The organism is Sedimenticola thiotaurini (genome assembly GCF_001007875.1).
GTDB classification, from domain to species: domain Bacteria; phylum Pseudomonadota; class Gammaproteobacteria; order Chromatiales; family Chromatiaceae; genus Sedimenticola; species Sedimenticola thiotaurini.
The window spans coordinates 1,990,196-2,003,362 of sequence record NZ_CP011412.1 but is presented as its reverse complement, the minus strand read 5'-3'; the positions used below and the strand labels follow the sequence as shown (position 1 = coordinate 2,003,362).

Sequence of the window (13,167 nt, the reverse complement as noted above, 5' to 3'; positions counted from 1 at the left end):
TGTGCCACTGTGTGGATTTCGCAGCCACTTGCCGACTACCCAGGGTTGCAGTCAGGAGGGCGTAATGAGCAGGGAGTGGTTCCCGCAAAGAGTGGCCGACGTGATGGCTGGCAGGGGTTGGGTACTGTTCTGCCTGGTACTGTTGCTGCCGTTACTGACATCCACCCTGGTGACAGGGGCGGAGGGAGTTGAACGGGCCCAATCCATACCGGTGCCCAATCCAAGTGCCGAACTGTGGCGGGAGGTACGCCAGCGGGATGGGGTGTTCACCGGCCGGACCCAGGTGGCGGGGGTGGACAGCGGTACCCTGATCAACCCCTACGGGGAAACCTGGCGCAATTTCCGTATGCAGCAGCTGATCCCCTACAGCGGCTATCTGCTGGCCGCTATGTTGCTGTTGCTGGCACTGTTCTATTTCATCCGCGGCAAGGTCCGGGTGAATGCGGGTATGAGCGATAAAAAACTGTTCCGCTACAGCCTGTACGAACGGGTCATACACTGGTTTATCGCCTCGGTGTTTCTGTTTCTCGCCCTGACCGGACTTGTTCTGCTATTTGGTAAACCCCTGTTGATTCCACTGATCGGGCAGGAGATGTTTGCCCTGTTCGCTTCGGCCAGCAAGGAGGGGCACAACCTGTTCGGCCCGCTGTTCGCGGTGGCGCTGTTGCTGGTCTTTATCCGATTTGTACGGCGTAATATCTATCAGCGGGGTGATCTCACCTGGCTGTTGAAAGGGGGTGGCATTATTGGCAACAGCCACGTGCCATCCAACTTTTTCAACATGGGCGAGAAGAGCATGTTCTGGCTGCTGGTACTGGTGGGTGCCGTGATTGTGGGCTCCGGCCTGATTCTGGTGTTTCCCCTGTTCGGTCAGGCCCGTATCACCATGGAACTGGCCCACGTCTCCCATGGGGTCACCACGCTGTTGATGATCGCCGTGATCATGGGCCATATCTATATCGGCTCGGTGGGTATGGAAGGGGCGCTGGACGGCATGACCACCGGTTATTGTGATCTCAACTGGGCCCGTGAACACCACGCCCAGTGGGCCGAGCGCTGCGAGCAGAAGGGCGAGGTGGTGCTGCAGGCGGAAGTCTCCCGCCTGCGGGGTGATGCCGGTCTCCGGCTGAATCCACCAGTTGATGCACAGGAGAGCAGCCGATGATCGGTGCCTTTATTGATGGACCGTTCTGGTATTTCTCCCTGGGTGTGTTCTGTATCGGGGTACTGTTTCGTCTTTTCAGTATCCTGCGTGTCGGCCTGAAGCCGGATCTGGCGCTGCCCCGTGGCAGTGGCTCCAGTGGCGCCCTGCGTAACCTGTTCAGCCTCTTTCTGCCCCGGCGGGATGTGGCGACCCGTGGCCGGCTGACACTGGTGGCCGGTTATCTGTTTCACCTGGGGCTGTTTGCGCTACTGTTTTTTGCCCGTCCCCACGTGGATTTCTATGCTGAACGGATTACCGGCTTCGGCTGGCCGGCGTTGCCCTACTGGGGCTTTATTATCAGTGCGGAGATTGCCTTCATCGGTCTGTTGCTGCTCTGGCTGCACCGTCTGCTGCATCCGGTGACCCGGTTGCTGTCAACCGCCGATGACCATATCGCCACCGGACTGGTTTTTCTGGTGATGCTGACCGGTTGTCTGGCATTGGCACAATCTTTTGAGCCGTTGCGACTGCTGCACCTGTTTCTGGCTGAACTGCTGTTGATCTATTTTCCGTTCAGCAGCCTGATGCACACCTTCACCTTTGCGTTCAGCCGCAGTTATAGCGGTGCCGTCATGGGCCGCAAGGGTGTTAACGCCTGAATCCGGGGGCCATTATGGAGCACGATTTTGCCAAAGGGGTAGAGGAGCTGGGTCTACAGATCGACTCCAGGATCGCCGCCTATTTCTCTTCCTGTATCCATTGTGGACTCTGTGCCGAGGCGTGCCTGTTTTACACCGAGACCGATGATCCCCGTTATACACCCATCTACAAGCTGGAACCGATGCGTCGGTTGTGGAAGGCGCAGCACACCTTCTGGGGCAAGTTCGCCGTCAAGCTGGGGTTGAGCAAACCTTTGACAGAGCAGGATTTCGCCGACTGGGAGGAGTTGGTGTATGACAGCTGTACCATGTGTGGCCGCTGCTCCATGGTCTGCCCGGTGGGTAACGATATCGCTTACATGATCCGCAAGGAGCGGGAGGGATTCTCTTCAGCAGGTTATTCCCCGGTGGGTATGCAGGAGGCGACGCATCGTGCCCTGACTATCGGCAGTCCCATGGGGGTAACCCTGAAAACTCTGCGGGCGGCGCTGGCCCATGTTGAAAAAGACACCGGACTGAACATACCGATGGATCAGCAGGGTGCCGACTACATGACCCTGTTCTCCTCCATGGAGATTGTCAATTTCCCGGAATATATCGAAAGCCTGGCGCGCATCTTCGCTGCTGCCGGAGTCTCCTGGACCATCAGCAGCGAGGCGTTCGAGGCGACTAACAGCGGTATACAGATCGGCAGTCACCAGGCGGCGGCTGAGCTGGTCGGTCGGGTGGTGAACGCGGCGGAATCACTGGGTGTGAAATACGTGATCAGTCCCGAGTGTGGCCACGCCTACAGCGCCATCCGCTGGGAGGGGCCGAATCTGATCGGGCGGCCCTATCGTTTCCAGGTTATCCATATTCTGGAACTGCTGGATGAACTGCAGAAGTCCGGACGCCTGCAACTCTCCGGTCACACCGATACGCCACTCACTTTTCACGATCCCTGCCAGATCGTGCGCCGTGGCGGGGTAGTTGAATCGCCCCGGGATCTGCTGGGCAAGGTCGCCAGCGGTTTTGTGGAGATGGCGGATCACGGCACCATGAACTGGTGCTGCGGCGGCGGTGGTGGTGTCAGTGCCAATGAGCGGGCCGAGGAGCTGCGCCTCAAGGTATTTGATCGTAAGCGCAAACAGCTCGATGAACTGGGGGTCACGACCATGGTTACCGCCTGTGCCAATTGCCGTATTGTGCTTGAGGAGGGGATCGAAGATCGTGAAATGAATGTGGAAGTTATTGGTCTGACGGAACTGCTGGCCGAACACCTCCTGCTGCCTGAGAAGCGCACTGACTGACAATTGCGGCACCCGGTATTAAGTTATTCGATGACATCTTTTACATTGATTTTTATCAGGTTATTGGTTGCCTAAGTTATTATTTCCACAGGGTTTTGCTGCGGTTTTTCGATCCCGGTTACCGTTTTTCCGGCCTGAATAGTCCCTCATGAATCATTGCATATCACCCAGTATGTGTGGCAAATGACCTAATCGTCTTGGTGGGTATTTGCTTTTGTGATCGGTACTTGAAAAAAGCCGGTGCCCACCATTTCTTTTAGCTCCCAACTCTCTAGACTGCCGCCTGTACGGCGTCGCGCGATGTCCGGTCCATGGCCATGGCGCATAGATGATGGACTTTGGGAGAATTTGCAGTAATGAATAAAAACAGTAGTGGGATTAATACACCTCCTTTCAGACGACGTTTGCTGGTCTTGCTGACCGCTTTTCTGGTTCAGGGCAGTGCCCTGGCAGAGGATACAGCCCCCAGTATTACGGTTAGCGCGGAGCCTGTCACTGACGGTGAAGCTCCCGACCGGACGGCCATGGATGCAGCCGTGGTGAAACGCTCGCGGGCCGCCACCAGCGACACCGCCAGTATGCTGAAAAATATCCCCGGTGTGATGACCTATAGTGCCGGTGGTGTCTCCAGTCTGCCGGTGATCCATGGACTGGCTGATGACCGTCTGCGTGTCAAAGTGGATGGTATGGATCTGATCTCGGCCTGTGGCAACCATATGAATCCGCCACTCTCCTATATCGATCCCACCAGCGTCAGCAATGCCCAGGTGTTTGCCGGTATTACCCCGGTCAGTGTGGGTGGTGACAGTATTGGTGGCGCGATCCTGGTTGACTCGCCCGATCCGGAATTTGCCCAGCCAGGCGCCGGATTGCTGACCAAGGGCGAGGTGGGCGCCACTTACCGAAGCAATGGCAATGTGCGTGGCGGTAATGTGAAAGCGACGATTGCCAACGAGAACCTCAGCCTGACCTACCGTGGCTCCACCATCAAGGCGGATGATTATAAAGCGGGCGGCGCCTTCAAACCGGCGGGGCCGGCGGCGGCCGGTCGGGAGTGGCTGGATGCCGATGAAGTTGGCTCCACCTACTACGACTCCACCAACCATGCGCTGGATATTGGTCTGCGCAATGGCAATCACCTGTTTGAACTGACCCTGGGCTTGCAGGATATCTCCGACCAGGGCTATCCCAATCAGCGCATGGATATGACCGGCAACGACAGCACCCAGATCAACTTCGGCTACAAGGGCGATTTTGACTGGGGTAGCCTGGATGCCCGGGCCTATCGGGAACATACCCGGCACAAGATGCAGTTTGGTGACGATAAACTGTTCTGGTACGGGCCCAATCCTCCTGCGCCCAACACAGATGGTGTGCCCTGCACACCGGCTGGTGGAGGTGCTGGTTGTGCCGCAGGCATGCCGATGGATACCGAGGGTGATAACCTGGGGTTGCAGGTGAAAGCGGAAATCCCCCTCTCCTTACGGGATATGTTGCGAGTCGGCGGTGAGGTCCAGCGCTACCGGCTGGATGACTGGTGGGAACCTGCCGGAAAGGGCATGTGGCCGGACGCCTTTATCAATATCAACGATGGTCAACGGGATCGTCTGGCCCTGTTTGCCGAGTGGGAGGCCCAGTGGACGCCTCAGTGGCTGACCCAGTTTGGCCTGCGGGGTGAGCGCGTCAGCATGGATGCCGGTGAGGTACAGGGTTATAACACCACCTCGGCACAGTATGCGGCGGAGTCGGCGGCATTCAACGCGGCTGACCGGGATAAGACCGACAACAATCTGGATCTGACCGCCCTGGCCCGTTTTACCCCGGACCGGAATCGTTCCATTGAATTCGGTTACGCCCGCAAGACCCGCTCACCCAACCTGTATGAGCGTTACGCCTGGTCGACCGGTGGCATGGCCATGCGCATGATCAACATGGCGGGTGATGGCAACGGCTACGTGGGTAACCTGGATCTGGAGCCGGAGATCGCCCACACCCTGAGTGCAACCTTTGATTGGCATGCCGCAGATGGGAAGGAGTGGGGCCTCAAGTTGACCCCTTACTTCACCTACGTGGATGACTATATCGATGCGAAACGCTGCGCCTCGGCTAATATGAACTGTGGCGCCGCCAACCAGACGGCAACGAATGCCTTTGTCTACCTGCAGTTTGTCAACCAGTCGGCCAGGCTGTATGGGCTGGATATCTCCGGTCACTACCCGCTGGCCAAGGGCACCCGGTTTGGCCGCTTTACCGCCCGCGGTGCGTTGAGCTACGTACGGGGTGAGAACCGGGATACCGGCGACAATCTCTACAACATAATGCCGTTGAATGCCAAGCTGGCGGTTGAGCAGCAGTATGGCGGTTGGACCAACGCCATCGAGGTGGAACTGGTGGACAGCAAGGACGATGTCTCCAGTGTCAGGAACGAGCTGGAAACCGACTCCTATGCACTGCTGCACCTGCGCGGCAGCTACGAGTGGAAGCAGTTGCGCCTGGACTTTGGCGTGGAGAACCTGTTTGACAAGTTCTACAACCACCCGCTGGGTGGCGCCTACACCGGTCAGGGCAAGACCATGTCCGGAACCGGAGTGGCCTGGGGTACGCCGGTACCGGGAATGGGTCGTTCCCTGTATGCCGGGGTTAACTACAGCTTCTAGTTCTGGCAGTTTGTGACTAGAGAAAAGCGCCGGCTCCTGCCGGCGCTTTTTTTTGCAAGGGTTATTATGTAGTCAGAGGTGGTTAAGCAGCCGTTGGTAGATCTCCTTCAGGCCGGCCGGTTTGCTCATGTAGTCGTCCATCCCGGCCTCCAGGCAGCGCTCCCGATCACCGGGCATGGCCAGAGCCGTGAGGGCAATAATCGGCGTCTTGGCCAGGAGTGGGTGCTTGCGTAATTGGCGTGTCACTTCCAGACCATCCATGTCACTGAGTTGAATATCCATAAGGATAATGTCGGGCAGATTCTGGTAGGCCAGTTTCAGGGCCTCTGTACCGCTGCTGGCGCTGATCACCCGGAAACCCTGCAGTTCCAGGAAATCGCTGACCATGCTGCGGTTCGCCGGGTTGTCTTCGGTCACCAGCACCGTTTTCTCCGCCAGGACTTCCGGTTGCAGGGTGGCGTTGCTGGTTTGCTCCTGGGGCAGTTTGTGCTGATGTGCGGCGTTATCTTCCGGGGTCCAGGGCAGGGTGATGGTAAAGCGGCTGCCGACCCCTGGCGTACTCTCCACACCCACTTGACCTCCGTGCAGCTCGGTCATGCGTTTCACCAGCGTCAGGCCGAGACCGGTACCGCTGTAACGCCGGGTCGAGTCGTTGTCCAGTTGTACGAAGGGTTCAAACAGATGGGACTGCTGCTCCTGCTCGATACCGATGCCGTTGTCCCAGACGCAGATCTCGATTGCGCGATTGTCATCCCGGGCAGAGATATCCAGGCCGATAGTGCCGCCTTCCGGAGTAAACTTGATCGCGTTGCCCAGCAGATTGACCAGCAACTGTTTCAGACGCCGTCCATCACCATGGATCAGTTGTATGGCCGGATCGATGTGCTGTTTCAGTTGATGGTGTTTGCTGTTGGCGGGTTGCCGGACCATTCTCAGGCTGGCTTCGGCAAGTTGATCGACCGGTAGATAATCCCATTTCAGCACCATCTTGCCCGATTCCACCTTGGCCACATCCAGGATGTCGTTAATCAGGGTCAGCAAGTGACGGGAACTCTCCTGGATGGTGGCCAATGAGCGTCCCTGGCCGCTGTTTACCGGGCCGTAGAGCTGATCCTGCAACATCTCCGTCAATCCCATGATGGTGGTCAGGGGAGTGCGTAACTCATGACTCATGGTGGCCAGGAACATATCCTTGGTCTTGGCTGCGCGGGCCAGTTCGGCGTTGGCGATGTTGAGGGCCCGGGTACGCCGCTCCACCCGCTCCGCCAGCTGTGACTGCTCCTGCTTCAGTCTCTCCTGGGAGGTCGCCACGCTATCCTGCATGGTTTTCAATGCCTGAAGCAGCTCACCCGCTTCATCATTGCCATGTATGGGGATGGTACCATCCAGATCACCCTTGGATATACGCCTGGCTACCTGGGTCGCCTGGGCAATTGGCCGGGCAATCACCTGGTCGCCAAACCAGACCAGCAGCATGACGGTCAGGGTCAGCACGCCGATAGCCGCAAACAGAATGCGCTGCTGTGTCGCCGATTGTTCCCGGGTGATCTGGTCCAATCGTCTGTTTTTGTAAGCCACGGCTGCATCCACCACCTGGCGCATCAATTCCGTGGGCTGGCGGTCAATGCCTCTTACGGTCCGGTCGATCTCGGTATAGCTGCTGTTGGTGATCCTGGGGTGGTTCTGCAGTGCCTGCCGATACTCTTTGCCAAGTGTTTCATGGGCCAGTTGGAAGTTGTGGGCGGCCTGCCAGGAATCGGTTTCCGGCTCGAGCAGTTCCAGCAGCCGCCTGATACTCTGCTGGGTCAAGGTCTCTTCCTGTTCAAACTGTTCGAAGTATCGCGCGTAGAGTTCATCCTGGTGGCCTCGGATCAGAATATTTTTCCACTCCTGCACCTGTTTTTTGAAATGCACCTGGGTGGCCAGGCTTTCGGTGACAATGGTGAAGGTGTGCTCGGTTATTCTGTTGGCATTAAGTGTCGCCTGCCTGAAACTGATGAAGGCGTAATACCCCACTGCCAGGTTAATGATGAGTGCGCTACTGATAGTGACGAATAGCTTCCAACGGATATTCATGGTTGGGTGGGTATCGAGTCCGGGATAATCGACGTTATAGTGTACAACGGCGTGGACTGGTATAGGTGTAAAAAGTGCTAACCTATACCACTTCCACCCTTGGTGACAGGTTTTTGAAGATGCAGCCCATTTCCGATCTCGGCCGATTACTGCAGGCCATGGAGCCCGTTCAGACGCCGGGCGTTTATATATTCACCATGCTCCCGGATGGTGTGGCTATTGATCCGGCATCGATTGTGGCCAGTATACGGGAGCCGGAAGGGGTATCCCTGGTAGTGACGGAGGAGACAGCGGTACACCTGGAACTGCCCGTTCTGTTTCGCGCTGCATGGATAACACTTAATGTCCATTCTGATCTGGCCGCCGTGGGTTTGACGGCAGCTTTTTCCACCGCGCTTGGCGAGGTTGGTATCAGTTGCAACGTGGTTGCCGGTGTGCATCACGATCATATCTTCGTGCCCTATGAACAGGCGAACAGCGCGCTGACAGCGCTGCGCCGACTGCAGCACTCCGCCAACTGAAGTAGGGGCGTTTACGATGCAGGGCAATGGTCTTGCCGGTAAGCCCCGACCGGTGACGTGTTCTGTTTAGGGTATTACCCAATTGAACCTGATACAGCTATTCACTTAACCTTAAAAGTTACTCCGAAATCATCACGTTAGGTTAAAAATATTAGAAACAGCACCGTACGAGTGCTGACAGGGAGATTTACATGAGGATTAAACTGGGTGGCTTGGGTGTTTTGTTTTCACTGTTCGCCTCAACGGGGTTGGCGCAGGGGCCGGAGGAGGCTGCCCGGGAAGTGGAAAAGGCGTTGCATCTGACGCCAGACCCGGACAACGGCAGGAAGGTTTATATGATCTGCACCGTCTGCCATGGCCCCGAAGGGTGGGCGAGCCCGGATGGTATGTATCCCCAGATTGCCGGCCAGCAGGCCAGTGTGCTGATCAAGCAGTTGGCGGATATCAGGGCGCGCAATCGTGACAATCCCACCATGCGGCCCTTTACTTCGCCCCGTTTGCTGGGTGGGGCGCAGGAGATCGCCGACGTAGCGGCTTACATCGCTGCCTTGCCCATGAACCCCAACAATATGGTTGGTCCCGGATTTGATCTGGCGCTGGGTGAGCGGCTGTACAAGGATCAGTGCGCCGAGTGTCACGGTGCATCGGGTGAAGGTGATGCCGATGACCATATACCCCTGATACAGGGACAGAACTACTTCTACCTGATTCGCCAGTTTGACTGGATACGCACCGGCAAGCGGCGCAATGCGGATAAAAAGATGGTCAGACAGATCCAGCGCTTTTCCCAGCGAGAGGAGTATGCGGTGTTGGATTATGTCTCCAGGATCAGGCCGCCGGCCGAGAAACTGGCGCCGGCGGGTTGGCTGAATCCCGATTTTCCGGACTATGTGCGTCCTCCCCGGCAGGGTTTTCCTGCCCATCAGCCGATACGCTAGGTTGGATAGTCAATAAAAAACGGGGCCGGACTGGCCCCGTTTTTTTCTGCCGGCTGCTGATCAGCCGAAGATGTCGTGGGTGATATTATTAAACCAACTGTGGGCGTAAGCCACCTCCCGCTTGAACACCTCGGGGCTGGAATCGCCTGGGGTCAGACCGCCGGAAACAGAAGTGATCTTGGAACGGTCGTCAGCCAGTCGATAGACGGCTGCCACTGAGAAGGCGTAATCCTTACCCGCGATGGAGTAGCAGGTGTTGATGTAGGAGGGTGTGCCGGGCTCCTGACCATTCAGCATGGCCACAATAGCTGCGGCGCAGACCTTCGCCTGGGAGTTGGCGGAGTAACCCGATTTCGGCATGCCGGTGGCGATACTGGCATCACCCAGCACATGGATGTTGGCGTGGATCTTGGACTCGAACGTGCCCAGATCGACCGGGCACCAGCCGCCGTCGTTGGTCAGACCCGCAGCGAAGGCGATCGCACCCGCTTTCTGGGGTGGAATCACGTTCAGTACGTCGGCTTTGATCTCGTCGCCAAATGCGGTTACCACTGATTTGTTGGCGGCGTTCACTTTGACCACGCCGGCCTCTTCCTGCTGGCCGTGCCATTCGATCATGGCATTGTCGGTACCGTAGCCGTACATCTTTTTCCAGGCACCCATAAACAGGCCCTGTTTGGAAAACTTCGGCTTGGGATCAAAGATCAGAACCTTTGATTTTGGTTTGTGCTGTTTCAGATACATGGCGATCTGGCTGGCACGCTCATAGGGTCCGGGAGGACAGCGGAACGGGTTGGGTGGCGCGGCGAGTACCACGGTACCACCATCCTTCATATCCTCAAGCTGCTTGCGCAAAGTGGCGGTTTGGGGACCGGCCTTCCAGGCGTGCGGGATGGTCTCGGCAACCTTCTCGTCATAGCCCTCGATCTGATCCCATCTGAAATCGATACCGGGTGCTACCACGCAGCGGTCGTAGTTGTAACTGCCGCCATCATCGGTCTTAACCACACGGGCCTTGGCATCGATGCCGGTGACCCGGGCATGCACCACTTTGACGCCATGTTTTGCCAGACCGTCGTAGCCGAACTTGATGGAATCCAGGCTACGCTCACCACCCAGCACCTCGTTACTCATGTAGCAGGTGTAGTAGTTGCGATTTGCCTCGATCAGGGTGACTTCGGTGCTGGGGTCAGCCATGCGGATATATTTGGCAGCGGTAGCGCCACCGGTACCACCACCGACAATAACCACCTTTTTTGATGCCCCCAGTGCAATGTAAGGCATACCGATCATGCCGGCAGCGGTTGCAGCGCCGGCAGTTTGAATAAATCCTCGACGTGTAATCTTCATGTCTCTAGTTCCCCTATCTTATTTCTGCTGGCTGGCGTAGTAGTTGAGGAGTGCAATGACACCGTCGCTGCCTTCCCGTTCCAGCAATCGGGAGAGTTGTTTCTTCATCTTTTTGGTGGCTACCCGATCACCCGCCTTGTAGTCCGCCAGGGTCCAGTTGACGTAGGGTGTCCACTGGCCCGCCAGTACGCCAGCATCGTCATCTGCGGACTGGCCACCGTCGGCGTGGCATTTCTCACAATACTTGTCGTGCAGCTTGGCACCTTTGGCAGCCAGATCGGCATCGAATGACTGCTTTGCCTTGACCATGTTTTTACCGGCATAGAACTGTGCCATGGCCTTGATCTCTTCTTCAATGTATCCCTTGGCGATACGGTCCATGATGGTTGCCGGAATCTCGCCGCTGGCAAAGCCCACCATGGTCTCCTCAAAGTAGTCTGGAGAGAGTCCCGCAATACTGGGTGCTGCGGGGCCCATGCTGTTGCCGTTGGTTCCGTGGCAACCGGCACAGGTGTTGGCAAGCATGGCGGCATCTGCGCCCATCATTGTCTTTGGTTTGTCCGCTGCCGTGGCTGTGAACGCAGCACCAACTGCGAGTCCAGCGACCAGTGCGGCCCTTGTTAAAGTTTTATACGCCATGATACCTCCTTTGGTTTTCAGGCTTTTTTTTCAAACAAGAGGATTTAGTACCTCTTTTTTAACGATACGGAAATTCCTAGGATAGGTCTTTCCCGCATCACTTTTTACGACATGAATTTAACAGTTTCATGTCTGGATGTGCCGGTATGCCGGCTACAAATCTATGGGTGCTCTGGATGGGTCCGTGCATGATCCGCCAGCAGTGAGATTACCCGGTCGTTCCGTTTCTTGCGGGCAATATCAGCCGCGCTGCGTCCCTGTTTGTCGGTCAGTGTGATATCCGCGTCATTGATCAGCAGCAGTTTAACCAGCTCTTCGTCCCGCAGGGATACCGCCTCCATCAGGGCAGTGATCCCGTCGTTGTCGGCTATGTTCACATCCGCCTTACGACGCAGTAGCAGTTCAACCGCAGCCAGTTTACCCCGGCCCACTGCCCAGATCAGGGCTGTGGCCCCATCATGGTCCCGGGCATTCACGTTGGCACCTTTGTCCAGTAGTGTTTGAATGACCTCCAGGTGCCCCTTGTCTGCGGCAATTATCAGAGCCGAACTGCCCTGCGCATCGCGGGCTTCCAGGTCGGCACCCCACTCGATCAGCTTGGCGGCGGTTTCAGCATGATTTTTTTCGGCGGCATGCATCAGTGCGGTGCGCCCGTGGTTGTCGCCCTGATTGGGGTTCGCCCCCTTGTAGAGCAGCTGTTCAACGATATCGGTCAGACCATAACGGGCCGCTATGGCGAGAGAGTCCCAACCGGCGCGGGTTCTGGCATTCAGATCGGCACCCCGTTCCAGCAGCATGGCGGTCAGGGCGGCGTGGCCATTTTCCGCCGCAAAGGTGAGGGCGGTGCAGCCGACGGTGGCTTTGGCATTGACATCAGCACCCCGGGTCAGCAGGTAGGCGGTGGTTTCGAAATTGTCATTCTGGATAGCCATCATCAGAGCGGTGACACCGAACTGATTGGCGCTGTCCACGTCCACCCCTTCATCCAGCAGTCGGGCCACGGTATCGATATCACCGATACTCGCGGCCAGTCGATACTCAACTTCCCGGGGGCTATCTCCCGCGAACGCAGATGTGATGATTACCCAGTCTAGCAGTAGAACGAAGATCCAATTCAGCTTCATGATCTCAGGCGTCTCCCTTCGTTGGAACCGTGGCGGATGTTCAACCCCTGTCTTCGCTTGGTTCTTCAGGTTCATCCGGCTCCATATGGGCAATCCCTTTATGGCAGTCGATGCAGGTCAGTCCTTCGTCCACCGCTTTTGAGTGGCGCTTTCGGGCTATGCGGCTCTGGCTGCTCAGGTCCATCTGATCAAAGTTGTGACAACTGCGGCACTCCCGGGAATCGGTGGCCTTCATCTTGGCCCATACCCGGCTCGCCATATCCCAACGGTGAGCTTCAAACTTCTCCCGGGTATCAATGGTGCCGATAATCTCATGGAACACATCTTTGACGGCCACCACTTTGGCGACAATCTTGGGGCCGAACTCCTTGGGGACATGACAATCGGAACAGGTGGCCCGCACACCTGATGTGTTCAGGTAATGGGCCGACTCTTTATACTCTTCAAGATTGACCTGCATGGAGTGGCAAGAGGTACAGAACTCCATTTCGTTAGTTGAAGATAGTCCGATATTGAACAGTCCGGTAAAGATTATCCCCGCGATAAATACCAGCCCAAGGATAACTGCCATTTTTGTTCTAGAGGTGCTTTGACCACTGGAGCTGCCTGCCATACACAATCCTCGAAAATTTCCTACCCTTTGGATTTGGAGCGATCGTGGATAACAGGAATAGTCAGGCGGGGTCTGTTTTTATTACTCCCACCTGCTTATACAGCACCTGATCCCCGCTCCTTTTGTCTCTATAAATACAGAGTTTCTCTTTATTATT

The 13,167-nt window shown here is 56.7% G+C and carries 11 protein-coding genes; 6 read left to right on the top strand and 5 right to left on the bottom strand.

The features are described from left to right. Positions 1-64 precede the first annotated feature (64 nt). The 4 genes from AAY24_RS09100 (at position 65) to AAY24_RS09085 (ending at position 5,749) form a co-directional block, all read left to right on the top strand. Positions 65-1,165 (top strand): formate dehydrogenase subunit gamma, encoded by a 1,101-nt coding sequence (locus AAY24_RS09100; protein WP_082117095.1) that lies wholly within the window; start codon positions 65-67, stop codon positions 1,163-1,165. Further along, positions 1,162-1,803: a hypothetical protein gene (locus AAY24_RS09095; RefSeq protein ID WP_046859416.1), complete on the top strand. Its 642-nt coding sequence runs from the start codon at positions 1,162-1,164 to the stop codon at positions 1,801-1,803. Before AAY24_RS09100 ends, AAY24_RS09095 begins: the two co-directional genes overlap by 4 nt. Positions 1,804-1,817: 14 nt before the next feature. Beyond that, positions 1,818-3,092 carry a (Fe-S)-binding protein gene (locus AAY24_RS09090; RefSeq protein ID WP_046859415.1) on the top strand — a complete coding sequence of 425 codons (1,275 nt, stop codon included), beginning with the start codon at positions 1,818-1,820 and terminating at the stop codon, positions 3,090-3,092. 356 nt (positions 3,093-3,448) lie between these two features. Continuing rightward, the gene (locus AAY24_RS09085; protein ID WP_046859414.1) at positions 3,449-5,749 is read left to right on the top strand and encodes a TonB-dependent receptor; all 2,301 of its coding nucleotides are present in this window, start codon (positions 3,449-3,451) and stop codon (positions 5,747-5,749) included. 72 nt (positions 5,750-5,821) lie between these two features. On the opposite strand, the gene AAY24_RS09080 is transcribed toward AAY24_RS09085, so the two are convergent. Next, complete coding sequence (locus tag AAY24_RS09080; protein WP_046859413.1) at positions 5,822-7,825, bottom strand: ATP-binding protein; 2,004 nt, start codon at positions 7,823-7,825, stop codon at positions 5,822-5,824. 119 nt (positions 7,826-7,944) lie between these two features. Between AAY24_RS09080 and AAY24_RS09075 the strand changes: the two genes are divergently transcribed. Both AAY24_RS09075 and AAY24_RS09070 read left to right on the top strand, forming a co-directional pair. Further along, positions 7,945-8,346, top strand: a complete 402-nt coding sequence (locus tag AAY24_RS09075; RefSeq protein ID WP_046859412.1) for an ACT domain-containing protein — start codon at positions 7,945-7,947, stop codon at positions 8,344-8,346. Positions 8,347-8,537: 191 nt separating this feature from the next. Continuing rightward, positions 8,538-9,284 carry a c-type cytochrome gene (locus AAY24_RS09070; protein ID WP_046859411.1) on the top strand — a complete coding sequence of 249 codons (747 nt, stop codon included), beginning with the start codon at positions 8,538-8,540 and terminating at the stop codon, positions 9,282-9,284. Between the two features lie 60 nt (positions 9,285-9,344). On the opposite strand, the gene AAY24_RS09065 is transcribed toward AAY24_RS09070, so the two are convergent. From AAY24_RS09065 to AAY24_RS09050, 4 genes are all read right to left on the bottom strand, one after another. Next, positions 9,345-10,634, bottom strand: coding sequence for an NAD(P)/FAD-dependent oxidoreductase (locus tag AAY24_RS09065; protein ID WP_046859410.1), 1,290 nt, complete (start codon positions 10,632-10,634; stop codon positions 9,345-9,347). A gap of 18 nt (positions 10,635-10,652) precedes the next feature. Continuing rightward, positions 10,653-11,273 carry a c-type cytochrome gene (locus AAY24_RS09060; protein WP_046859409.1) on the bottom strand — a complete coding sequence of 207 codons (621 nt, stop codon included), beginning with the start codon at positions 11,271-11,273 and terminating at the stop codon, positions 10,653-10,655. Positions 11,274-11,434: 161 nt separating this feature from the next. After that, complete coding sequence (locus AAY24_RS09055) at positions 11,435-12,397, bottom strand: ankyrin repeat domain-containing protein (protein ID WP_046859408.1); 963 nt, start codon at positions 12,395-12,397, stop codon at positions 11,435-11,437. A gap of 40 nt (positions 12,398-12,437) precedes the next feature. Beyond that, positions 12,438-12,968, bottom strand: a complete 531-nt coding sequence (locus AAY24_RS09050; RefSeq protein WP_234422146.1) for a NapC/NirT family cytochrome c — start codon at positions 12,966-12,968, stop codon at positions 12,438-12,440. Between the last annotated feature and the right edge of the window lie 199 nt (positions 12,969-13,167).

Coding starts and splice junctions, on each gene's coding strand:
- AAY24_RS09070 (WP_046859411.1), top strand. CDS start 8,538: ATGAGGATTAAACTGGGTGGCTTGGGTGTTTTGTTTTCACTGTTCGCC.
- AAY24_RS09065 (WP_046859410.1), bottom strand. CDS start 10,634: ATGAAGATTACACGTCGAGGATTTATTCAAACTGCCGGCGCTGCAACC.
- AAY24_RS09075 (WP_046859412.1), top strand. CDS start 7,945: ATGCAGCCCATTTCCGATCTCGGCCGATTACTGCAGGCCATGGAGCCC.
- AAY24_RS09090 (WP_046859415.1), top strand. CDS start 1,818: ATGGAGCACGATTTTGCCAAAGGGGTAGAGGAGCTGGGTCTACAGATC.
- AAY24_RS09080 (WP_046859413.1), bottom strand. CDS start 7,825: ATGAATATCCGTTGGAAGCTATTCGTCACTATCAGTAGCGCACTCATC.
- AAY24_RS09055 (WP_046859408.1), bottom strand. CDS start 12,397: ATGAAGCTGAATTGGATCTTCGTTCTACTGCTAGACTGGGTAATCATC.
- AAY24_RS09095 (WP_046859416.1), top strand. CDS start 1,162: ATGATCGGTGCCTTTATTGATGGACCGTTCTGGTATTTCTCCCTGGGT.
- AAY24_RS09100 (WP_082117095.1), top strand. CDS start 65: ATGAGCAGGGAGTGGTTCCCGCAAAGAGTGGCCGACGTGATGGCTGGC.
- AAY24_RS09060 (WP_046859409.1), bottom strand. CDS start 11,273: ATGGCGTATAAAACTTTAACAAGGGCCGCACTGGTCGCTGGACTCGCA.
- AAY24_RS09050 (WP_234422146.1), bottom strand. CDS start 12,968: ATGGCAGTTATCCTTGGGCTGGTATTTATCGCGGGGATAATCTTTACC.
- AAY24_RS09085 (WP_046859414.1), top strand. CDS start 3,449: ATGAATAAAAACAGTAGTGGGATTAATACACCTCCTTTCAGACGACGT.